This is a genomic window from Muricoccus roseus (assembly GCF_900141905.1).
Lineage (GTDB): Bacteria > Pseudomonadota > Alphaproteobacteria > Acetobacterales > Acetobacteraceae > Roseomonas > Roseomonas rosea.
Genome location: NZ_FQZF01000036.1, coordinates 1 through 22561, shown reverse-complemented (window position 1 = coordinate 22561; position 22561 = coordinate 1). Strand labels below are relative to the sequence as shown.

General features: G+C 70.5%; 20 protein-coding genes. 14 read left to right on the top strand and 6 right to left on the bottom strand.

Annotation, left to right across the window (positions count from 1 at the left end; all coding sequences use genetic code 11):
* Positions 1-6: 6 nt before the first annotated feature.
* Positions 7-444 carry a cellulose biosynthesis protein BcsD gene (gene bcsD, locus BUB97_RS21965; protein ID WP_073138962.1) on the top strand — a complete coding sequence of 146 codons (438 nt, stop codon included), beginning with the start codon at positions 7-9 and terminating at the stop codon, positions 442-444.
* 279 nt (positions 445-723) lie between these two features.
* On the opposite strand, the gene BUB97_RS21960 is transcribed toward bcsD, so the two are convergent.
* Positions 724-1617 (bottom strand): methyltransferase domain-containing protein, encoded by an 894-nt coding sequence (locus BUB97_RS21960; protein ID WP_073138959.1) that lies wholly within the window; start codon positions 1615-1617, stop codon positions 724-726.
* A 66-nt stretch (positions 1618-1683) separates the two neighbouring features.
* Between BUB97_RS21960 and BUB97_RS21955 the strand changes: the two genes are divergently transcribed.
* From BUB97_RS21955 to BUB97_RS21945, 3 genes are all read left to right on the top strand, one after another.
* Positions 1684-2463: a ComF family protein gene (locus BUB97_RS21955; protein ID WP_245818413.1), complete on the top strand. Its 780-nt coding sequence runs from the start codon at positions 1684-1686 to the stop codon at positions 2461-2463.
* A gap of 111 nt (positions 2464-2574) precedes the next feature.
* Positions 2575-2832, top strand: a complete 258-nt coding sequence (grxC, locus tag BUB97_RS21950; protein WP_073138956.1) for a glutaredoxin 3 — start codon at positions 2575-2577, stop codon at positions 2830-2832.
* Between the two features lie 74 nt (positions 2833-2906).
* A complete protein-coding gene (locus BUB97_RS21945) occupies positions 2907-3377 on the top strand; it encodes a DUF1178 family protein (protein WP_073138953.1) in 471 nt (156 codons plus the stop codon).
* A 22-nt stretch (positions 3378-3399) separates the two neighbouring features.
* Here BUB97_RS21945 and ubiG read toward each other — a convergent pair whose 3' ends face one another.
* Positions 3400-4131, bottom strand: a complete 732-nt coding sequence (gene ubiG / locus BUB97_RS21940; protein ID WP_073138950.1) for a bifunctional 2-polyprenyl-6-hydroxyphenol methylase/3-demethylubiquinol 3-O-methyltransferase UbiG — start codon at positions 4129-4131, stop codon at positions 3400-3402.
* A 117-nt stretch (positions 4132-4248) separates the two neighbouring features.
* Between ubiG and BUB97_RS21935 the strand changes: the two genes are divergently transcribed.
* From BUB97_RS21935 to BUB97_RS26385, 5 genes are all read left to right on the top strand, one after another.
* The gene (locus BUB97_RS21935) at positions 4249-5469 is read left to right on the top strand and encodes an aspartate kinase (RefSeq protein WP_073138948.1); all 1221 of its coding nucleotides are present in this window, start codon (positions 4249-4251) and stop codon (positions 5467-5469) included.
* 158 nt (positions 5470-5627) lie between these two features.
* Entirely contained in the window at positions 5628-6611 is a 984-nt protein-coding gene (locus BUB97_RS21930) for an NAD(P)H-dependent flavin oxidoreductase (RefSeq protein ID WP_245818414.1), read from the top strand.
* Positions 6612-6755: 144 nt separating this feature from the next.
* Entirely contained in the window at positions 6756-7844 is a 1089-nt protein-coding gene (locus BUB97_RS26390) for a helix-turn-helix domain-containing protein (RefSeq protein ID WP_073138945.1), read from the top strand.
* A gap of 105 nt (positions 7845-7949) precedes the next feature.
* Positions 7950-9113 carry a flavodoxin-dependent (E)-4-hydroxy-3-methylbut-2-enyl-diphosphate synthase gene (gene ispG, locus BUB97_RS21920; protein WP_073138942.1) on the top strand — a complete coding sequence of 388 codons (1164 nt, stop codon included), beginning with the start codon at positions 7950-7952 and terminating at the stop codon, positions 9111-9113.
* Positions 9113-9289, top strand: a complete 177-nt coding sequence (locus BUB97_RS26385; protein ID WP_175562709.1) for a hypothetical protein — start codon at positions 9113-9115, stop codon at positions 9287-9289. The genes ispG and BUB97_RS26385 overlap by 1 nt, the downstream gene beginning before the upstream one ends.
* A gap of 40 nt (positions 9290-9329) precedes the next feature.
* Here BUB97_RS26385 and BUB97_RS21915 read toward each other — a convergent pair whose 3' ends face one another.
* Complete coding sequence (locus BUB97_RS21915) at positions 9330-11174, bottom strand: SLC13 family permease (RefSeq protein ID WP_245818412.1); 1845 nt, start codon at positions 11172-11174, stop codon at positions 9330-9332.
* A gap of 155 nt (positions 11175-11329) precedes the next feature.
* Between BUB97_RS21915 and hisS the strand changes: the two genes are divergently transcribed.
* The 4 genes from hisS to BUB97_RS21895 all read left to right on the top strand — a co-directional run bounded on the left by hisS (position 11330) and on the right by BUB97_RS21895 (position 15236).
* Positions 11330-12574 (top strand): histidine--tRNA ligase, encoded by a 1245-nt coding sequence (hisS, locus tag BUB97_RS21910; protein WP_073138935.1) that lies wholly within the window; start codon positions 11330-11332, stop codon positions 12572-12574.
* Positions 12574-13629, top strand: coding sequence for a peptide chain release factor 1 (prfA, locus tag BUB97_RS26600; protein WP_073138932.1), 1056 nt, complete (start codon positions 12574-12576; stop codon positions 13627-13629). The genes hisS and prfA overlap by 1 nt, the downstream gene beginning before the upstream one ends.
* Entirely contained in the window at positions 13626-14492 is an 867-nt protein-coding gene (gene prmC / locus BUB97_RS26595) for a peptide chain release factor N(5)-glutamine methyltransferase (RefSeq protein WP_073138929.1), read from the top strand. The genes prfA and prmC overlap by 4 nt, the downstream gene beginning before the upstream one ends.
* A 270-nt stretch (positions 14493-14762) precedes the next feature.
* Positions 14763-15236 carry a DUF4167 domain-containing protein gene (locus tag BUB97_RS21895; RefSeq protein WP_086062458.1) on the top strand — a complete coding sequence of 158 codons (474 nt, stop codon included), beginning with the start codon at positions 14763-14765 and terminating at the stop codon, positions 15234-15236.
* A gap of 41 nt (positions 15237-15277) precedes the next feature.
* Here the strand turns inward: BUB97_RS21895 and BUB97_RS21890 are convergent, their stop codons facing one another.
* The 3 genes from BUB97_RS21890 to BUB97_RS21880 all read right to left on the bottom strand — a co-directional run bounded on the left by BUB97_RS21890 (position 15278) and on the right by BUB97_RS21880 (position 19517).
* Complete coding sequence (locus BUB97_RS21890) at positions 15278-17482, bottom strand: amylo-alpha-1,6-glucosidase (protein ID WP_086062457.1); 2205 nt, start codon at positions 17480-17482, stop codon at positions 15278-15280.
* 83 nt (positions 17483-17565) lie between these two features.
* A complete protein-coding gene (locus tag BUB97_RS21885; protein WP_073138924.1) occupies positions 17566-18624 on the bottom strand; it encodes a glycosyltransferase family 4 protein in 1059 nt (352 codons plus the stop codon).
* Between the two features lie 113 nt (positions 18625-18737).
* On the bottom strand, positions 18738-19517 hold the full coding sequence (locus BUB97_RS21880) for an MOSC domain-containing protein (protein WP_073138921.1): 780 nt from the start codon (positions 19515-19517) through the stop codon (positions 18738-18740).
* Positions 19518-19663: 146 nt separating this feature from the next.
* Here BUB97_RS21880 and clpB point away from each other — a divergent pair, with 146 nt between their 5' ends.
* Entirely contained in the window at positions 19664-22255 is a 2592-nt protein-coding gene (gene clpB / locus BUB97_RS21875) for an ATP-dependent chaperone ClpB (protein WP_073138918.1), read from the top strand.
* The last annotated feature ends 306 nt before the right edge of the window (positions 22256-22561 follow it).

Genomic DNA, 22561 nt, shown 5'->3' with positions numbered 1-22561 from the left:
GCGCCGATGACCTCCAACAGTGACGCCCGCCCGGAATGGGAGGGCTTTCTCCGCGCCCTGCTGGATACGCTGGACGCCCATATGTCGCCCGAAGAGCGCGCGGTGCTGCTGCGCGCCATCGGCACGCAGATCGCCGCTCTCTCGCCCATCCCGCCCGAGGATACGCTGGCCGGGCTTGAGGCGCGGATGAACGAGCGGCTCGCGGTGCCGCGCTGGGGCACCGTCTCCATCGCGCTCGATTCCGATGGGCCCGCCCTCCTTCTCACCCACGCGGCCCCGCCGAGCCTGCCCAGCCTGCGCGACGGGCAAGGGGAATGGATCGGGCCCGTGCTGGAAGGGCTGCATGGCGGCTGGATCGGCGCCCAACCCGGCGCCGAGCCGGAGGTGGGAACCCAGCTGGTGTGCAGCGACGAAGGCCGGATGGTGCTGCGCTACGGCGCCTAACCTCCCGCTGGCGTAGGGAGAGGGATGGATGCCGGGGCGCGCAGATCGCGGTCTGGCCCGGTTTCCGCACGCCCTTGTTCTGGGCTGACGGCCTGCGCCAGGGAGAGGAAGAAGGAATTCTTCCTCTCCCCGGACCCTTCACCACCATCTTTTCTATCAGTTTGGAATCACGGGCTGACGGTGCGCCTGAGGTCTAAAACCTCAGGCGACTGCAAGGCAGAATAGGCGCCCAGCAACCCGGGCGAGGGCGGAGCCCTCAACAGGAAGCGCACCACGGTATTACCCCACGGCATCGCCCGCCTTGTGTTCGGGAACGCCCAGCGCATCGGACAGACGTGCCGTGGCGCTCCCGGGGCGCGCGGCGCGGGGCTGATCCGGTCCCGGGCTCCATCCGGTGAGGGTGAGAAGACGGATCGTCACCGGGATCCCCTCGGCGCCGCCGGGCAGGGCGGAGAGGGCCTGGGGGAAGAGGTTCCGGGGCGGGATTCGGGCATCGCGGGAGAGGATCGCGCTGGTTTCGCCCGCCGCCTGAAGATCGCGCAGCAACATCAGCGGGTCGCGATAGGCGAGGGAGACCTCCTCCAGGTCGGCGACCGGCAGGGCGAAGCCGGCGCGTTGCAGCAGCGCGGCGCCGTCCCGCAGCTCCGGAAAGGGCGAGACCCGGGGGGAGGCGCCGCCGCGGAGGGCGGCATCGGCAGCGGTGAGGGCTTCGCGCAGGGGCTGGAGCGTGCCCAGGGCGGGCAGGGTGGCCAGGAACAGGCCGTCCGGCGTCATGGCGCGGCGGATCTGCGCCAGCGCGCCGGGCAGGTCGTTCACCCAGTGAAGGCAGAAGTTAGCGACCACGAGGTCGAAGCTGCCCTCGGCGAAGGGAAGCCATTCCTCGTCCCCGGCCACCGCCAGCCCGCCCGCCCCGGCGACCTGCCGGGGGGATAGGTCCATCGAGGTCACGAAGGGGATGCCGCGCGCCCGCAGGGCGGGCGCGACAATGCCACGGCCGCCGATTTCGAGCGCACGGCCGAAGCGCCGGGTGGTGTCGTCCAGCCGGTCCAGAAGGCGCTCTGCGAGTGCTTCGATGACCGGGGCCACGCGGTGCTGCGTGGCGGCCGCACGGTCGCGGCGGCGGCGGTGCAGGGGCCGGTCGAAGATGAAATGGGGCGCGCTCATTCCCCGCATATGTCGCGGCGGCCCTCGCGCCGCCAGGGGCCTCGGGCTAGCATCCGCCCCAGTGCTTCGGAGCGAATGATGCGGGCGGCGGCGATGGAGGGGGCGGCGCGCTATGCGCGGCTCGGGGGCAAGGCGGTGCTGGACGCGCTGTTGCCCCCGCACTGCCTGGCCTGCGACGAGCGTGTGCTCGACCAGGGAACCCTTTGCCCCTCTTGCTTCACCGGGCTGCACCTGATCGTCCCGCCCTTCTGCGACCAATGCGGCCTGCCCTTCGAGCATGAGGGGGAGGGGGAGGCGGGCCTCTGCCCCCGCTGCGTCGCCGCGCCGCCGGCCTTCGACCGGGCCAGGGCCGCCTTCACCTACAACGAGGCGGTGATGCGGCTCGTGCTGCCGCTGAAATATGGAGACCGGACCGAACTGGCCGCGCCGCTCGCGCGCCATATGGCCGCCGCCGGGGCCGCGTTGCTGGCGGAGGCGGAGGTGATCGTCCCGGTGCCGCTGCATCGCTGGCGCCTCTTCCGGCGGCGCTATAATCAGGCGGCCCTGCTCGCGCGGCAGATCGGCAGGATCGCGGGACGCCCGGTGCTGCCGGATGCGTTGCGGCGGCTGCGGGCCACGCCCCCGCTGGGCCCCATGGGCGCGGAGGTGCGGCGGGCGGTGATGCATGGCGCCATCGGCGTGGCGTCTCGCCTGCGCGGGCGGATCCTGGGCCGGCGGGTGCTGCTCGTCGATGACGTGTTGACCAGCGGCGCCACCGCCAATGCCTGCGCCGAGGCGCTCCTGGATGCCGGGGCGACCGCGGTCGAGGTGCTCGCGGCGGCGCGCGTCCCGGCTCCGCGCCGGACGCCCTCCTAGGGGAAAACCCGGCGCTTTCCCGGGCGCTTTCCCGGGCGCCTTGCCGGGTGCCTTGCCGGGTGCCTTGCCGGGTGCCTTGAAGGACTCGGGCGCCTTACCGACATGTCGGGAATGGCCCAGATCGAGATCTACACCATCCCGTATTGCCCCTATTGCGAGCGCGCCAAGGCGTTGCTGGCCCGCAAGGGCGCCGCCTTCGAGGAGATCGACGCCCCGACCGGCTCCCCGGCCCGCAAGACGGCGATCGAGCGCTCGGGTGGGCGGACGACGGTGCCGCAGATCTTCATCGGCGGGCAGGCGGTTGGCGGTTCGGATGATCTGGCCGCGTTGGACCGGGCCGGGAAGCTCGACGCCCTTCTGGCGGCCTGACGGCTTCTCTGGCACTCTGATCGGCAGAGTGCCAGAACCGGGCGGCGTCACAGCCTCCAACCCTAAGACACGAGATGATCCACTACCAACTTCGCTGCAGCCAGGAACATGGCTTCGATGGCTGGTTCAAGGACAGCGCCGCCTTCGACAAGCTGGCCGCCACCGGGCTGGTGGACTGCCCGGTCTGCGGCGACACGAAGGTCCGGCGGGACCTCATGGCGCCCGCGATCGCCAAGACGCGCGGGGAGCCCGTGCCGGTGAAGGCTCCGGAGGCGCCGCCCCAGGCCGCGCCGCAGGAGGTGGCGGCCACCGCTGGGCCTATGCCGGCGCAGGTCCTGGCCCTTTTGCAGCGCATGCGGGCCGAGGTGGAGAAGAACTGCGACCATGTCGGCCGCGACTTCGCCGAAGAGGCCCGGAAGATGCACCGGGGCGAGACCGAGCGGCGCGGGATCTATGGCGAGGCGACGGCCGAGGAGGCCGAGTCCCTGGCCGATGAGGGCATCGAGATCGGCCGCATTCCCTGGGTGCCCCGAGCGGACGGCTGATCCGGATGGCTGATCCCGGGGGCTAATCCTTCCGGGCGGCCATGATGTAGTTCACGGCCGTGTCGCGGCTTTCGTGCCAGCCACCGGTCAGCGGGTCCGGCACCATGCCGGCCACATCCACCACCCGCAGCCCGGCGCGGCGAAGGCCCATGCCGAGTTCGGCGGGGGTGACGAACATCCGCCAGTCATGCGTGCCGCGCGGCAGCAGCCGCAGCAGGTATTCGGCCCCAAGCTTGGCGAAAAGAAAACTCCGGGCCGTGCGGTTCAGGGTGGAGAGGAAGACCATCCCTCCAGGCCGGGTGGCGCGGGCGAGGGAGGCCAGGAAGGTATCCCGGTCCGCCACATGTTCGATCACCTCCAGCGCCGTCACGGCCTCGAACTGGCCGGAAAGATCTTCCGGGCGCCCCTGGCGGTAATCGATGGACAGGCCCTGGCCGGCGGCATGGAAGCGCGCGGCCTCCAGCGCGCCCGCGGCCATGTCGAGCCCCGTAACGCGGGCGCCGCGGCGGGCGAGGGCTTCGGCGGCCAGCCCTGCGCCGCAGCCCACATCGAGCAGCGGCAACCCGTCCAGCGCCGCGGGGTCGCGCCCGAAGGCGCTGCCCAGCCGTTCCGCGATCCAGCGGGTGCGCAGCGGGTTCATGGCATGCAGCGGGGCCATGGGGCCCCGCGGGTTCCACCATTCCGCCGCCAGCGCGTCGAACTTCGCGACCTCGCTGTCCAGCACCGTGCCCGCCGGAACCGCTCCACCCGCCATGGGAATCCCCCAGATCGCCCGCCCAGGTTGCTCAAGGGGGCCGGGGCCGGTATCTGTGCCGCCCCGCGCCGGGACGCAACCCGCGCGAACCCCTTTCCGGCAGCTCTCCGATCCCCGATGGCCCGTATCGTGATGAAGTTCGGCGGCACCTCCGTCGCCGACCTGGACCGTATCCGCAACGTCGCCAGCCGCGTGAAGCGGGAGGTGGATGCCGGGCATGAGGTGGCGGTGGTCGTCTCCGCCATGTCGGGCGTGACCAACCAGCTGGTGAAATGGTGCACCGAGCTGTCGCCGCTGCATGACGCGCGGGAATACGACACCGTCGTCGCGACCGGCGAGCAGGTGACCACCGGCCTCCTGGCCATCGCCTTGCAGACGCTGGGCGTGGACGCGCGTTCCTGGCAGGGCTGGCAGGTGCCGATCCGCACCGATGGCGCCCATGGCAAGGCGCGGGTGGAGGAGATCGAGGGCGAGCGGCTGGTCGAGCGCATGGGCCAGGGCCAGGTGCCGGTGATCGCCGGCTTCCAGGGCATCGGCCCGCGCGAGCGGATCACGACCCTCGGGCGTGGCGGCTCGGACCTCTCGGCGGTCGCGGTGGCCGCGGCGGTCCGCGCCGACCGCTGCGACATCTACACCGATGTGGACGGCATCTATACGACGGACCCCCGGATCGTGCCCCGCGCGCGCAAGCTGGCCGCGGTGGCCTATGAGGAAATGCTGGAACTGGCCTCGGTCGGCGCGAAGGTGCTGCAGACCCGGTCGGTCGAGCTGGCGATGAAGCAGAAGGTGCGGGTGCAGGTCCTGTCCTCCTTCGAGGACAAGCCGGGCTCCCTGGTGGTGGACGAGGACGAGATCGTGGAACAGCCCCTGGTGACGGGCGTCGCCTATTCGCGCGACGAGGCGAAGGTCACGCTGCGGCAGGTGCCGGACAAGCCCGGCATCGCGGCGACCGTGTTCGGCCCCCTGGCCGATGCCAATGTGAACGTGGACATGATCGTCCAGAACCTCGGTTCCGACGGGACCACGGACATGACCTTCACCGTGGGCAAGGCAGACCTGCCCCGGGCCCGCGAGGTGCTGGAGAAGGCCCGCGGCGCGATCGGCTTCGCCGATGTGCTGGCCGACCCGGAGGTGACGAAGATCTCCATCGTCGGCATCGGCATGCGCAGCCATGCCGGCGTGGCCGCGACCATGTTCAAGACGCTCGCGGAGAAGGGGATCAACATTCAGGTCATCTCCACCAGCGAGATCAAGACGAGCGTGCTGGTCGGCGCCGAGTATACCGAGCTGGCGGTGCGCGCCCTGCACACCGCCTATGGCCTGGACGCCCCGGCCTGATGGCACCCCTCAGCACCACCGACCTCCCCGCCATCCCCGCCGCGCAGGGCAACACGCCCGCCTCCCAGGCGGCTGCGGCGGCCGAGGCCGCGGCGCCCGCCGCCCCGCCCTCCACGCCCCCGGCGAATGACGCGGCGCGGGCGCGGCTGGAGCGGCTGATGGCCCGCGGCGCCGCCTTCCTGGGCAGCCGCGTCGCCATCATGGGCGGCGCCATGTCCTGGATCAGCGAGCGCAACCTCGTCGCCGCCCTGTCCAATGCCGGCGCCTTCGGCGTGATCGCCTGCGGCGCGATGGAGCCGCCCCGGCTGGCCGAGGAGATCGCGGCCACCCAGGCGCTGACCGACAAGCCCTTCGGCGTGAACCTCATCACCATGCATCCGCGCCTGGATGCCCTGGTGCAGGTCTGCCTCGACGCGAAGGTGGGCCATATCGTCTTCGCCGGCGGCATCCCGCCCACCCCCGCCATCCGCAAGGCGAAGGAGGGTGGGGCCAAGGTGGTGTGCTTCGCCCCGGCGCTGGCCCTGGCCAAGAAGCTCGTGCGCTCGGGCGCGGATGCGCTGGTGATCGAGGGCTCCGAGGCCGGTGGTCATATCGGCCCGGTCTCGCTGAACGTGCTGGCGCAGGAGATCCTGCCCGCCATGGCCGCCGAGGTGCCGGTCTTCGTCGCCGGCGGCATTGGGCGCGGCGAGGCGCTGCTCTCCTACCTGGAGATGGGCGCGGCCGGCGCGCAGATCGGCACCCGCTTCGTCTGCGCGACGGAGAGCATCGCCCATCCGAAGTTCAAGCAGGCCTTCATCCGCGGCGCCGCGCGGGATGCGCTGCCCACGGTGCAGCTGGATGAGCGCTTCCCCGTCATCCCCGTTCGCGCCTTGCAGAACGAGGGCACCAAGCGCTTCCTCGAGCACCAGGCCGGGGTGATCCGGCGCCACCAGTCCGGCGAGCTGGACAAGGTCGCGGCCCAGCTGGACATCGAGCATTACTGGGCCGGCGCCCTGCGCCGCGCCGTGATCGACGGCGATGTCGAGAACGGCTCCCTCATGGCCGGGCAGAGCGTCGGCATGGTCACGAAGGAGGCCCCGGCGGCCGAGATCCTGGCCGAGCTGATGGACCAGGCCGCCGCCGCCCTGGCGGCCCGGGCCTAAGCCCCGGCACCGCGAAGCGCGCCGCGCGGCCTCGGCGGACGGGCCAAGCCACTCCTTGCCCGAAGGAGAATCGGGCCGGGGCTTCCTTGCTCCGGCGGGCCGCGTTAGAGGTCCGTTTCCACCCCTAGAAGTTCCGTTTCCCCGATGGTGAAGCCCGACATGACGACGGCGGAAGCGGCCCGCGTGGGCGAGGAGCTGCGGGACGCCCGGCTCGCCCTGGGGGCGACGCTGGACGAGGTGGCGGATAACCTCCGCATCAACCGCCGCTACCTCGCCGCCCTCGAGGAGGGCCGCAGCCGCGACCTGCCGGGCCCCGCCTATGCGCTCGGATTCGTCCGCACCTATGCCCGCGCGCTCGGGCTGGATGCCGACGACCTGGCCCGCCGCTACCGCGAGAACGGCCCGGCGCGGGTCGGCCGCACCGATCTGGTCTTCCCCGAGCCGGTGCCCGAGCGTGGCATCCCGGCGGGGGCGGTGATCCTGGTCGGCGTGGTGATCATGGTCGGCGCCTATGCCGCCTGGTGGCGCTGGAGCGGCTCGGCTGACCGTACGGTGGACCAGGTGCCGCCGCCCCCTGCCCGGATCGAGCAGGCCGCGCGCGATGCCCGCCCCGGCCTGCCGCAGAACGACACGGCCCCCGTGCTGCCGCCCACCCTGGGCCAGGCGACCCCCGGCGCCGGCTCGGGCAGGCCGGGCGTGACGCCTCCGCCGCCGGGCGGCCCCGGCGCCGCGCCCCAGGCCTCGGCCCCCGTCAGCCCGGGCGCCCAGGCTCCGGCGGCGCCCACCGGGCCTGCCGCGTCTCCGGCCGTGAGCGGGGTGCGCCCGCCGGGCGCGCCCGCGCTCAACGGTCCTGTCGCGGCCACCCCTGGCCAGGCCGCCACCCCGGCCGCGCCCGCCCCGCCGCCTCTCGCCCCCACCACTCCCGCCGCCCCGGCGGAGCCGCCGAACCGGATCGTCCTGCGCGCGACCGAGGAGGCCTGGGTGCAGATCCGCGACTCGCGCTCGGGCCAGACGGTGATGAGCCGCGTGCTGCAGCCCCGCGAGACCTATGCCGTGCCCCTGCGGGAAGGGCTGGTGCTGACCACCGGCAAGGCCCAGGGGCTGGAGCTGGTGGTGGATGGGCAGGTCAGCCCGGCGCTCACCGGCCGGACCGGCGTGGTGCGCGACGTGGTGCTGAACCCGGACCAGCTCCGCCAGCCCCGCAACGGCGCCGCCCCGGCACCCGCGCGCTAGTTCGCGCGCGGCTGTGCCGGCGGCCCGGATGCGGTAACCTCATCGTCCCTTGGCCATGGCGGGCTGGCCTGCCATATCCAGGGGGCATTTCGGGGAAGCCCGCGCATGTCGTCCTACCGCCCGTATCAGCATATCGAGCGCCGCAAGTCCCGGCAGATCATGGTGGGCAAGGTGCCCGTGGGCGGTGACGCGCCCATCACCGTCCAGACCATGACCAACACCCCGACCGAGGATGCCGAGGCGACCATCGCCCAGATCCGGCGCGCGGAGCTGGCCGGGGTGGACATCGTCCGCGTCTCCTGCCCGACCGAGGAGGCGACGGCGGCGCTGGCCGAGATCGTGCGCGAGGTGAATGTCCCGATCGTCGCGGACATCCACTTCCACTACCGGCGCGCGATCGAGGCCGCGAAGGCGGGCGCGGCCTGCCTCCGCATCAACCCCGGCAATATCGGCTCGGCTGAGCGGGTGAAGGAGGTCGTGAAGGCCGCCCGGGACTACGGCTGCTCCATCCGCATCGGCGTGAATGCGGGCAGCCTGGAGAAGCACCTGCTGGAGAAATACGGGGAGCCCAACCCCGAGGCGCTGGTCGAAAGCGCCCTGTGGCACGCCGACCACCTGCTCCAGAACGACTTCCACGAGTTCAAGATCAGCGTGAAGGCCAGCGACGTGTTCCTGGCCGTCGCCGCCTACCAGCAGCTGGCGGATGCCTGCGACCACCCCCTGCACATCGGCATCACCGAGGCCGGCGGGCGCCGCACCGGCACGGTGAAGTCCTCCATCGGCCTCGGCAACCTGCTCTGGGCCGGGGTCGGCGACACGTTGCGCGTCTCCCTCTCGGCCGAGCCGGAGGAGGAGGTGCATGTGGGCTGGGACATCCTGAAGTCGCTGGGCATTCGGCACCGTGGCGTGAAGATCATCTCCTGCCCCTCCTGTGCCCGGCAGGGCTTCAACGTCATCAAGACGGTGGAGGCGCTGGAGGAGCGGCTGGCGCATATCGAGCAGCCCATCACCCTCTCCATCATCGGCTGCGTGGTGAACGGGCCGGGCGAGGCTTTGATGACCGATATCGGCCTCACCGGTGGCGGGGCAGGGACCCATATGGTCTACTCGGCCGGCAAGACCAGCCACACGACACGGAGCGATGAGATGGTGGACCACATCGTCGGGCTCGTGGAACAGCGGGCCGCGCTGCTGAAGGCGCAGAAGGACGCGGAAAAGGCGGCCGAGGCGGTGGGTGACATCCCCCTCGCGGTGCAGGCGGCCGAGTGATGCCCTCCGCCGAGCAGGATCCACACCCCGTCCTCGCCGCCATGGAGCAGGCCATCCTCGACCTCCTGGAGGAGTTCGAGGAAGGGCATGGCCCGTTGGACGAGCGGGACGCCGAGGTGTTCGCGGAGGCCAGGGAGCATCTGCGCCGGGCCGTCGCGGTGCTGCGGGAAGGTTAGGGAGCCTTCTCCAGCCGCCGCCCTTCGGCTCCGGTCCGCCTCATGGCGAGGCCGTGGCCGCTCCATGCAGCGGCAGGATCCAGGGGACCATCAGCACCGTAACGCCCATGGATGCGAGGGCCAACGGGAGGCCGATCCGAAGGAAGTCGGAGAAGCGGTAGCCGCCCGGTCCTATCACCAGCATGTTCACCGGTGAGGAGACCGGCGTCATGAAGGCGGCCGAGGCCGCGAGCGCCACGGTCATGGCGAAAGGCGGTGCCGACAGGCCCATCTCCTGAGAGATGGCAATGCCCACCGGCGCCATCAGCACCGCCGTTGCGGTGTTGGAGAGGAACAGGCCCATAGCTGCGGTGACTGCGAAAAGGCAGGCCAGGATGCCGCGAGGTCCCAGCCCGGTCATCACGGAATGCAGCCCTGCTGCCGCCAGCTCCACCCCGCCAGAGCGTTGAAGCGCCAGGGAAAGCGGCAGCATGCCGGCGATCAGCACTACGGTGCGCCAGGAGATCGCCTTGTAGGCGGAATCCAGATCCGTGCATCCGGTGGCACCCATGACGAGGCAGCCGATCAGGGCCGCGGCGGAATTGGGCACGATACCGGTCACCATCAGTGCCACCGCCAGCGTTGTGGCCAGCAAGGCCTGTGGAGCGTGCCGCATCGCCGGCGTCTCCTCCTCCAACTCAGCGGGTAAGTTCAGGATGACGAGGTCGCGCCTATCCCTCAGGCGGCGGATGGAGCGCCAGGGGCCGACCACCAGCATGGTGTCGCCCAGCGCCAGCACCTGTTCCGTCAGCCCGTGCTTCAGCGCGATGCGCCCTGATGCAGCTCCATGGCGGATGCCGATGACAGTCAGACCGGTGCGGCTGCGGAAGCGGGCGTCCATAATCGTTCGCCCGATCAGTTTGGATTCTGGGGCGATCATCACTTCGGCCACTCCGATCTGGCGCGGGCGGTGGGCCACGTCGTGCAGATCCAGCGGCCGCGCCTCCATTCCGAGCGCCTCCAGCCGCGGCTGCAGCCCGCCGTCCTCGATCGGCGAGGAGAGATATATCTCGAGCACATCTCCCGCGTGCAGCCGCGTCGCCGGATCTGGCAGCAGCGTGCGACGGCTCAGGCCCTTGTGACGGTCGATGACAAGCACGTTGAGCCCATGACCGGCGCGCAGCGACAGCTCGCTCAGCGGCTTGTGGAGCAGCGGTGATCCGGGCCGAAGCCGGACGCGGATGACCCGGTCCAGGATGGCGTAGTCCGCCGCCAAGTCGGCAAGGCGCCGCCCGGCTGGCCGTTGCTCCGTCCCAGCTGCCCCTCCTAGCCAGCGGCGGGCCAGGAGCATCCAGCCCAGGGCGAGGACGAGCACTGTCAGCCCCATGGGCGTGAAGGAGAAGAAACCCAGCAGCGGCAGCCCCGCCCGCGACAGTTCGGCGTTCACTACGAGGTTCGGCGGAGTTCCCACCAGGGTCAGCATCCCGCTGATCAGAGCGGCCACGCTGAGCGGCATCATGAGCCGCCCAGGCGGTATGCCGCGCCGCGCCGCGACCCGGAGCGCGACCGGTATGAAGATAGCGACCACCCCGGTCGAGCTCATCATGGATCCCAGGCCTGCGGTGACCAGCATCAGCAGCACGATCACGCCGGCCTCCCCCCGGCCGCTGCGGTCTCCTATCCAGTCCCCGAGGCGCGAGGCGACACCGGTCCGGACCAGCCCATCGCCTATGACGAACATGGCCGCCACGAGCACGACCGAGGGGTCGGCGAAGCCCGAGAGGCTTTCCTGTACTGTGACGAGCCCGGTGAAGGGGAGGGTCACCACCAGCAGGACGGCGACCGCATCCGCCCTTGGCCGGTTCAGGGCGAGCATCAGGACGACGGCGCCCAGGATGAGAAGCACCAGGATGAGTTCGGAAGACAGGCAGGCCGGCTCCGTAGAACAGAGGCGAGATGGCGTCTTAGAGCATCCGGGGCAGGCATGTCCGGGCCAAAGATGGCCGGGCCGAAGGCCTCGACCCTTGCCAGACGCTTCCGGTGGCGCTAGCGCCCGGCGCCATGGCGAAACCTGACCTCCAGCCCGCGCGCGGCACGCATGACCTGATCGGCGAGGAGTTCCGGCGCCACCACCACGTCATCGACACGGCCCGCCGCATCTCGGCCCTCTATGGCTTCGAGGAATGGGCGACCCCGATCTTCGAGGATACCCGCGTCTTCGCCCGCACCCTGGGCGAGACCTCCGACGTGGTGACGAAGGAGATGTACACCTTCGAGGATCGCGGCGGGGAAAGCGTGACGCTCCGCCCCGAGGGGACGGCGGGTGCCTGCCGGGCGCTGGTGACCAACGGGCTCACCCAGACGAACCTGCCGCGCAAGGTGTTCTATGCCGGCCCGATGTTCCGCTACGAGCGGCCGCAGAAGGGCCGCTACCGCCAGTTCCACCAGATCGGCTGCGAGGTGATGGGCGCGGCCGAGCCGCTGGCCGATGCCGAGGTGATCGCCTGCGGCTGGCATATCCAGCAGGCGCTGGGCATCGACCAGGGCGCGGTGCTGGAGATCAACACGCTCGGCGACGGGCCGAGCCGCGAGGCTTACCGCGCCGCGCTGGTCGCCTATTTCCAGGCCTCCGCCGACAGGCTCTCGGAGGAGAGCCGGACCCGGCTGGAGAAGAACCCGCTCCGCATCCTCGACAGCAAGGATGCCGGGGACAAGGCGCTGGTCGCCGACGCGCCCACGATCGAAGCCCATCTCACCGAGGCGGCTTCGGCCTTCTATGCCGGGGTGAAACGCGCCCTGGACCGCTTCGGCGTGCCCTATCGCGAGAACCCGCGCATCGTGCGCGGCCTGGACTATTACAGCCACACCGCCTTCGAGTTCGTCACCGACCGCCTGGGCGCCCAGGGCACCGTGATGGCCGGTGGCCGCTATGACGGGCTGGTGGAGGAGATGGGCGGCCCGCCCACGCCTTCCGTCGGCTGGGCGGCGGGAGTCGAGCGCCTATCCATGCTGCTGGAGGCCGCGCCGGCCGCCCCGCGCCCCGTCGCCGTGATCCCGGTGGGGGAGGCGGCCGAGGCGGCGGCGCTGGATGCCGTGCAGTCCCTCCGCCGCGCCGGGGTGGTCGCGGAGGTCGGGTACAAGGGGAACCTGAAGCGCCGGATGGAGCGTGCCAACCGCCTCGGTGCCCGCGCCGCCGTCATCATCGGGGATGAGGAGCTGGCCGAAGGTGTCGCGCAGCTGCGCGACCTCGATGCCGGCACGCAGGAGCGGGTGCCCTTGGCCGAACTCGCGGCACGGCTCATCTGATGGCACTCCCCGCGAAGCTGGACCGTCTCCTCACCCGCGCGGAGGAGTTGCGGCACGAGCTCGGCACCGCCGATGGCAGCCGCTTCGGCGCGCTGTCCAAGGAACTCGCAGAGATCGAGCCGGTCGTCGCCAAGGTGCAGGAGCTGCGTGAGGCCGAGCGCGCCCGGAACGATGCCGAGGCGATGATGGCCGACCCCGAGATGCGGGAACTGGCCGAGGCGGAGTTCTACGAGCAGCGCGACCGCGTGCCCGCGCTGGAGCACGAGATCCGCATCATGCTGCTGCCCAGGGATGCGGCGGATGAGCGCTCCGCGATCCTGGAGGTGCGGCCGGCGGCCGGCGGCGACGAGGCCGGGCTCTTCGCCGCGGAGCTGTTCCGCGCCTACCAGCGCTACGCCGAAAGCCAGGGCTGGCGCTTCGAGGTGCTGGAATGGGACGAGGCCGAGGCGGGCGGCGTCAAGGGCGCGAGCGCCAACATCACCGGGCGCGGCGTCTTCGCGAAGCTGAAGTTCGAGAGCGGCGTGCACCGCGTGCAGCGCGTGCCGGCCACCGAGACCCAGGGCCGCATTCACACCTCGACCGTCACCGTGGCCGTGCTGCCCGAGGCGGAGGAGGTGGACGTGCAGATCAACGAGAGCGACCTGCGCATCGACACCTACCGGGCGTCCGGCGCGGGCGGGCAGCATGTGAACAAGACGGACAGCGCCGTCCGCATCACCCACATTCCCACGGGGACGGTGGTGGCGATGCAGGAGGAGAAGTCCCAGCACAAGAACCGCGCCAAGGCGATGAAGGTGCTGCGCGCCCGCATCTACGAGGCGCAGCGCCAGGCGCTGGCCGGCGCCCGCGCCGCCGACCGCAAGGGGCAGGTGGGCACCGGCGACCGCAGCGAGCGCATCCGCACCTACAACTTCCCCCAGGGCCGCGTGACCGACCACCGGATCGGGCTGACGCTGCACAAGGTGGACCGGGTGATGATGGGCGAGTTCGAGGAGATCTTCTCCGCCCTCATGGCCGAGGACCAGGCGGCGCGGCTGGCGGCGGAGGAGGGGTGAGCGGCTGCGAGCCGGGCGAGTCGATCGGGGCTTTTCTCTGCCAGGCCGGCCAGCGGCTGCGCGCGGCGGCGGTGGAGGCCCCCCGGCTGGAAGCGCGGCTTCTCCTCGCCCATGCCATGGGGTGCCGGCAGGAGGACCTGCTGCGCGACCCCCGCGCGCCCGTGCCGCCCGAGGCACAGGCGCGCTTCCGGGAAGCCCTGGCCGCCCGCGCCCGCCATGTGCCCATGGCCCATCTGCTCGGCCATGCCGGATTCTGGACGCTGGACCTGCTGAGCAGCCCCGCCACCCTCATCCCGCGCGCCGATACCGAGACCCTGGTCGAGGCCGCGCTCGCAGCCTTCCCCGAGCGTGGGGCCGTGACCCGGATCCTCGATCTGGGGACGGGTACCGGCGCGCTGCTTCTGGCCTGCCTGGAGGAATTCCCCGGGGCCTTCGGGGTCGGGGTGGAGCGGAACCCCGAGGCGGCCGCGCTCGCCCGGGCCAATGCCGCCCGGAACGGGCTGGCCGAACGCGCCGCCATCCTGGCGGGGGATTGGGCCGATGCGCTGGCCGGGCGGTTCGACCTGATTCTCTCGAACCCGCCTTACATCGAATCCGCGGCGATTCCCGGGCTGATGCCGGAGGTGGCGCGGCATGAGCCGGCGCTGGCGCTGGATGGCGGGCCCGATGGCCTGGACGCCTATCGCGCCCTGGCCGCCTGCCTCCCGCGCCTTCTGACCGGGGCGGGCAGGGCGGTGCTGGAGCTCGGCCAGGGGCAGCAGCCTGCGGTGGAGGGGCTGATGGCCGGGGCAGGGCTCCGCGCGGTCGAATGCCGGTCGGACCTGGGTGGCATCCCCCGCGCCCTGGTGCTTCGGCCGGCTTGAAAAGCCGGCCCCGAAAAAACCATTTGGAGGAATCGGCCGGGCTCACTACCTTCACCTTGCGGCCCCCATCGCGACACGCGGCGGGTCAGCCGGAGCCTTGGCCCTGAAAACCCCGGTGCGGGTCGGCCGTCGCTTCGGTTGCGCCGCCAGGCACAACAATCCGGTGCCCCCGGGCACAACGATCATCATCTCGGAAGTCGGACCAGGATTCTGGGGCACAGCCCCCGCCTCCGCAGCCGGCCCGAGCATGCAGGTGCGAACCAGATCCAGATGAACATGAAGCGTATGCGCGGCCGCGGGAACTTCCGGCAGGGAGGTCATGGCGGCGGCGGTGGTGGGGGAGGCGCTCCCCGGCACCACAACAACGGCAACCAGCCGATGAACCGGAACCACGTGTTCGACTCCATCGGACCGGACATGCGGATGCGCGGCACGGCCCAGCAGCTGTTCGAGAAGTATCTCCAGCTCGGCCGCGACGCGACCGGCTCCGGCGACCGGGTGATGGCTGAGGGCTATTTCCAGCATGCGGAGCATTATTTCCGCATCCTCAACGCCATGAACCAGGCCCAGCAGCAGCAGGGCGGCGCGGCGGCCGGCCCGCAGCATGGCGGCCGCCGCTACGGCGGCAACGATGGCCAGGGGGACGGCTTCGGCGATGCCGAGGGCGAGGCCACGATCACCAGCTCCAACGGCAACTACGAATCGCCCTCGGTCGACGGCGAGACGCGCGAAACCGTCCAGTAGGGCCTTGTGAGGCCCGGCTGGCCGGGCCGGAGCGGCGGCGGTCAGGTGATGACCGCCACCTCCACCTGCCCGCGGCGGCGGAGCAGGTTCAGCGAGACGCTCCCATCCGCCTCGTGCCGCCGCAGCCGGACATCCACGGCCGCGGTGCCCAGGCGGAGGTTTTCGATCCGCAGCTCTTCCAGCCAGGCGGGCAGGAAGGGGCGCTGGAAGCGGATCACGCCTTCCTCGGGCCGGAAGGACACGCCGAGCATGGCGCCGAGCGCCGCATAGGCGCTGGCCGCCGCCCAGGCCTGCGGCAGGCAGGCCACGGGATAGGCCGTTGGGCCTTCCCCATGGCGGCGGGGGAAGCCGCAGAATAGCTCGGGCAGGCGGTGCATGTCCACAGACAGGGCCGAGTCATAGAGGCCCGTCAGCAGCCGTTCGAGCTGCACGTTGAGCCCATAACGCTTCATCCCCAGCGCGATCAGCCCGTTGTCGTGCGGCCAGACCGAGCCATTGTGGTAGGACATCGGGTTGTAGCGGCTCTCGCCTTCCGCGATCGTGCGGATCCCCCAGCCACAGAAGCTCTCCGGCGCCATCAGCGTCTGGGCGATGCGGCGCGCCCGGTCGGGGGAGGGCAGGCCGGTTAGCAGCGCGTGCCCGGCATTCGAGGAGCGCACGCGGCACGGGCGCTTCTCGCCATCCAGCGCCAGGGCGTAGGTGGAGAGTTCCTCGCACCAGAAGGCTTCCTCGACCCGGGCGCGGACCGCGTCGGCCCTGTCCGTCCAGACGGCGGCCTCGTCCTCATGGCCTAGCGCCTTGGCCATGCGGCCGGCGCCGCGCCACGCGGCCTCGGCATAGGCCTGCACCTCGATCAGCGCGATGGGGGCGTCGGCGAGCCGGCCATCCTCATGGAAGACGCTGTCCCAGCTGTCCTTCCAGCCCTGGTTGATGAGCCCGTTCAGGGATTGCCGGTCGTATTCCAGCAGCAGGTCGCCATCGATGTCGCCATGGCGCTCGATCCAGCCCAGGGCGGCCACGATATTCGGCCAGATCTCCCGGATCAGCGCCCAGTCCCCTGTGCGCTCGGCATATTGAGTGGCCAGCACGACAAAGAGCGGCGTGGAATCCACCGAGCCGTAGTAGCGGCCGAAGGGCACCTCCCGCAGTGCCGCCATTTCTCCCTTCCGGCTTTCATGCAGGATCTTCCCCGGCTCCGCGTCCCGCGCCGGGTCCATGGCGGTGGCCTGCAGCTTCGCGTGGTAGCGGAGAACGCCACGGGCCAGCTCCGGATCAGCCCAGAGGCATTGCAGCGCCGTGATGATGGAATCCCGCCCGAAGGGGCAGGAGAACCAGGGAATGCCGGCATAGGGGAAGGGGCCTGACGGCGTCTGGGTCGTCAGCATGGTGAGGTCGGATTCCGACCGGGCGAACCAGTCGTTGAAGGCCTGGTTGGAGGAGACGACCTGGGCCCGCGCCGCGTCCCTCTCTCCGCACCAGGCGCGGATGCCGGCCAGCAGCCCGTCGAAGCCGGGGGCCTCGGCCTCCTCGGCCTCTGGCCCGGATTCACAGGTGATCGTCACCTCGATGACCTGCCGGCCACCGGGCGGAAGCTCCAGCGGCCAGCGATTGTCGCGCCCCGGGGCGCCGTCCGGCGCGGGGTCGAAGCGCAGCCGCGTCCGGCGCTCCAGATCGTCCAGCCCGCGATAGGCGAAGACGAGGCTGCCATCGGGCCGGATCTCCGGCGCGCGCCGCTCGCCGCGGCGGGCGCGCTTCTGGCCCCTGACCTCGAAGATATCGGCGAAATCCGCGGCGAAGGTGAGGGACATCTCGGTGGAGAGATGCGTCTCCGCGAAGTTGCGGAGGGTGATCCGCTCCCGCACCACGCCGGAGCCGAGCACCATCTGGCGCTCCACATGGACGCTGTCCCGCATCAGCTTGCGGTCGGGCGCGACGGGAATGTCGGGGTTGGTCATGTTGACCGAAAGCACGGTGTTGTCCGCGCTGACGGCCGAGGAGAGCAGCAAGGGCCGCAGCCCGGCCAGGCGCAGCGAAAGGCGAGAGAGGAAGCGCGTGTCGTCGTGGAACAGCCCCTCGGCCGTGGAGCCGATCGCCTGGGCGTCCCCGAAATGGTCCAGGACGAGGAAGGAGGAGCCGTTCTTGAGCGTACGGGGGCGGTAGAGCGCCAGGGCCGTGGCCGCCGTCGCGGTCACGCTCCAGGCGCCATCATCGTCCTGACGTACCGCGCCCGTGCCGTCTTCGTCCATTCAACCACTCCCTGTCGCGCGTGCCGTCCTGCAACGCGCGCCACCCCCCGGAAATTTCCGGCTATGGCGCGCGCCGGCGGCCGTCAGACGGCGCGGAGGATGGTGGTCCGCTCACGCCCGAGCAAGCGGCGGTACAACGCCAGGTGGTCTTCGGCCATCCGGCGGGCGGTAAATCGGCGTTCGAAGGCCGTGCGGACGGCGGCCCGGTCCAGGGCCGGCAGCTTCTTCAGCGCGGCGAGGGCGCCCAGCTCGTCCTCCACGATGAAGCCGGACACCTCGTCCTCCACCACCTCAGGCACGGAGCCGCGGTTGAAGGCGATGACGGGCGTGCCGCAGGCCATGGCCTCGATCATCACCAGCCCGAAGGGCTCGGGCCAGGCGATGGGCGTCAGCAGGCACATGGCATTGCCGAGGAACTCGGCCTTCTCGGCCTCGTTGATCTCGCCGATGAACTCCACCCCGTCCTGGTCCAGCAGCGGGGCGACCACCTCCTCGAAATAGGTCTGGTCCGCCTTGTCCACCTTGGCCGCGATCTTGATGGGAATGCCGGCGGCCACCGCGATGCGGATGGCGGTGTCGGGCCCCTTCTCCGGCGAGATTCGCCCGAGGAACGCGATGTAGCCCTGGTGCCGAGGGCTGAAGGGCAGGAGCCCTGCCGGGAGGCCGTGCAGGACCGTCCCGGCCCAGTTCACGTCCACATGCTGGAGCGGCCGGCGCTGGCTGTCCGAGATCGAGATGAAGGGGGCCTCCGGGAAGGCGGAGAGCAGGGGCTGGATCTCCGGCAGGTCCAGCCGGCCATGGAACGTGGACACAAAGGGTACGCCGCGTCCGCGCAGGGCCGGCAGGTGCAGGTGGTCGATATGATAGTGGACGATGTCGAAGCGCGCCGCCTGGTCCAGCACCTTCTGGACCATCAGCATATGCGGCGCGATCGGATCGCGGATCGAGGGGTCCAGCCGGATGGCCTGCGGCAGCATCGGCTCGAGCGCCGCGCTCGTGATGCTGTCGCCACTGGCGAAGAGGGTGACCTCGTGGCCGAGGGCGGTCAGTTCCTCGGTGAGATAGGAGACGATGCGTTCCGTCCCGCCATAGAGCTTGGGCGGCACGGCTTCAGCAAGCGGTGCGACCTGTGCGATGCGCATGGGAGCAGTTCCCTCCGGAACCCGGCCTCCCCCGCCGGCACCCACCGGCGCCCCGGCCGGGGCAAGTGGTTGAACCGCTGGCCTATGTTCCGGTTGCGCTGCAGCATTTCAAGTCACACCGGTTCGAGAGCATCTCCGACGGAAACTCTTCCGTCCTCCGCAACGGTGGCGTGGATGCCGAGGTCCTTGTGGCCGAAATGCTCCATCAGCAGGTGCGGCACGTCGCAGTCGCGCTCTCCGGTCTTCAGGTTCACCTGGGTCGCGGGGCAGCGGACGGTGCGCTTGAACACCGAGAGCCGGGCACCGCCGACCAGCAGCTCCTGCCCGACCCATTCGTGCTCCGCCCAGGCCGGCAGGCCGGAGAAATAGATGTTCGCCCGGAAGCGGAGAGGATCCAGCCGCCGCCCGATCGCCTTCTCCAGAGCCTCGAGGCTCGCCAGATTGATCAGCGAGACGCCCTTCTTCACCTGGTCCGTGAAGGCATGGCCCGGGGCCTCGGTGAAACGCGGCGGGCGGGCGCTGCCGTCGGGGTTCACCCCGTGCCGTGCCTCATCCCCGAGGAAGCGGATCAGCCATTCTCCCAGGGCGGCCTTGCCGTCCGGCGTATCGGTCGGGGCGGAAAGGGGAGGGTGCCCATCCGCCGCCAGTGCCAGTGTGCGCGCCCGCGGGTCGAAGGCGGCGCGCACCAGCACCACCTTCCCGTTCTTCATCATGCAGGCGAAGTTCTGCTTCGGCAGGAAGCGCGGTTCGGTTTCGTCGAAGGGAGCGTCTCCCTGCGCCAGTGCGAAGCGGCGGTCATGGGGGATGGTCTCCCCGGCCGTCAGCTCCACCTCCTCCAGGCTCTCGGCGGTGAGGCCCTTCACGGGGTAGCGGTACAGCCGCTCGATACGCATCCGAAGCTCTCCCGAAAGGCCTTGAACCTTGATCGAGGTCATTACCACATCCCCCTTACACGCTTAAGCCGCTGCCTGATGAGGGGCGGCAAGGGCGGTCGCCATCGATCCTCCGGGGTTCCGAACCGGGGTGGAGGGACAGAGACATGGACATCGAGAAACTCACCGAACGCGCCCGCGGCTTTCTTCAGGCCGCGCAGACCATCGCCATCCGCGAATACCACCAGCGGGTGACGCCGGAGCACCTGCTCAAGGCGCTGCTGGATGACGAGGAAGGGGCCGCCGCCGGCCTGATCCGCGCCGCTGGGGGCGACGCCGCGGCCGCCAAGCGCGACGTGGATGGCGAGGTGGCGAAGAACCCGCGGGTTTCCGGCGGTGGCGCCGGCCAGCCCCAGGTGACGCCCGACTTCGTGCGCGTGCTGGACGCGGCCGAGCGAACGGCGACGAAGGCCGGCGACAGCTTCGTCGCGCAGGACCGGCTGCTGGTGGCCATCGCGGCGAGCGACACGCCGGCGGGCAAGCTGCTGGTCAAGGCCGGGGCCACCGCCCAGAAGCTGGAGGCGGCCGTGGCCGAGCTCCGCAAGGGCCGCACCGTGGACAATGCCAATGCCGAGCAGCAGTTCGACGCGCTGAAGAAATACGCGCGCGACCTGACCGAGGCGGCGCGGGACGGCAAGCTCGACCCGGTGATCGGGCGCGACGAGGAGATCCGCCGCACGATCCAGGTTCTCGCCCGCCGCACCAAGAACAACCCCGTGCTCATCGGCGAGCCCGGCGTGGGCAAGACGGCGATCGTCGAAGGCCTCGCCCTGCGGATCGTGAATGGCGACGTGCCGGAGGCGCTGAAGAGCAAGCGCGTGCTCGCGCTCGACCTGGGCGCGATGGTGGCCGGCGCGAAGTATCGCGGTGAGTTCGAGGAGCGCCTCAAGGGCGTGCTGACGGAGATCGAGACGGCAGCCGGCGAGGTGATCCTCTTCATCGACGAGATGCACACGCTGGTCGGCGCGGGCAAGGCGGATGGGGCGATGGACGCCTCCAACCTGCTCAAGCCCGCACTGGCCCGCGGCGAGCTGCACTGCATCGGTGCGACCACGCTGGACGAGTACCGCAAGCATGTGGAGAAGGACGCGGCGCTCGCGCGGCGGTTCCAGCCCGTCTTCGTCGGCGAGCCGACCGTGGAGGACACGATCTCCATCCTGCGCGGCATCCGGGAGAAGTACGAGCTGCACCACGGCGTGCGGATCGCCGACAGCGCCCTGGTGGCGGCGGCGACTCTCTCGAACCGCTACATCACGGACCGCTTCCTGCCGGACAAGGCGATCGACCTGGTGGACGAGGCCGCGTCCCGCCTCCGTATGGCCGTGGACAGCAAGCCCGAGGAGCTGGACGCGCTGGACCGCGACCTCATGCGCTCGAAGATCGAGCGCGAGGCGCTGAAGCGCGAGACCGACGCGGCCAGCCGTGACCGGCTGGAAAGGCTGGAGCGTGAGATCGCCTCGCTCGAGGAGAAGTCCTCCGCGCTGACGGCGCGCTGGCAGGCGGAGAAGAACAAGCTCACCGAGGCGCAGAAGGCCAAGGAGGAGCTGGACCGCGCACGCACCGAGGTGGAGCTGGCCCAGCGCAAGGGCGACTACGCCCGGGCCGGCGAGCTGACCTATGGCGTCATCCCGGCACTGGAGAAGAAGATCGCGGAATCCTCCGATGAGGGCGGCCGTCTGGTGAACGAGGCGGTGACCGAGGAGGGTGTCGCGGCCGTCGTCTCCCGCTGGACCGGCGTGCCGGTGGAGAAGATGCTGGAGGGCGAGCGCGCCAAGCTGATCCGCATGGAGGACGAGCTGCGCAGGCGCGTCGTCGGCCAGGAGGAGGCACTGGAGGCCGTCTCCAAGGCGGTTCGGCGTGCGCGGGCCGGCCTGCAGGATCCGGGGCGGCCGATCGGCAGCTTCCTCTTCCTGGGCCCGACCGGCGTCGGCAAGACCGAGCTGACCAAGGCGCTGGCGAGCTTCCTCTTCGACGACGACCGGGCGCTGCTGCGCATCGACATGTCGGAATACATGGAGAAGCACGCCGTCGCCCGGCTCATCGGCGCTCCTCCGGGCTATGTGGGCTATGAGGAGGGTGGTGCGCTCACGGAAGCCGTGCGGCGCCGGCCCTACCAGGTCATCCTCTTCGACGAGGTGGAGAAGGCGCATGAGGACGTGTTCAACGTCCTTCTCCAGGTGCTCGACGACGGGCGGCTGACGGACGGGCAGGGGAGGACGGTCGACTTCCGGAACACCCTGATCGTGCTGACCAGCAACCTGGGTAGCGAGATCCTGGCCGCCCAGCCGGAAGGCGAGGACGTCGACCTGGTGCGCGGCCAAGTGATGAACGTGGTGCGCACCCGGTTCCGGCCGGAATTCCTGAACCGGCTGGACGAGATTGTCCTGTTCCGGCGCCTCGCGCGCGCGGACATGGGCTCGATCGTCGAGATCCAGCTGGGTCGGCTGCGGAAGCTGCTAGAGGACCGGAAGATCACGCTGGAACTGGACAAGGAGGCGCGCGACTGGCTGGCCGAGGCGGGGTACGACCCCGTCTATGGCGCGCGGCCGCTGAAGCGGGTGATCCAGCGCAACCTGCAGGACAGGCTGGCCGGCATGCTGCTCGAAGGCAGCGTGAAGGACGGGCAGACTCTGCGGGTTTCCGTGGGACCGGATGGGCTGGAAGTAAGCCCGATCGACTCGTTTGCGGAAACTGTGTGAAACCCCTTTGACAGGTGTGGGGCGGCCCCATATAAGCCGCCCCACACCGACGGCGCCTGAAACGGCGGCCACGGTGTCCCCGGACGAAGTGAACGGGCAGGGTTGACGAGGTGGCCTCGGGTCACTAAATACGTCTTCCCGCCGCGCTTCAGTCGGCGGTTCCGAGCAAGGGTTGGGGTATCCCAACCGGGGAAACCCGGAGCCTTTGCTCGTTCGTTCCTTGAAAATCATATCTGATTTCCTGAAGACGAGAAGAGATTTGTGGCTCTTGCCTTGGTCTTGGGTGGTTTGGTCTGTGATGGGCTG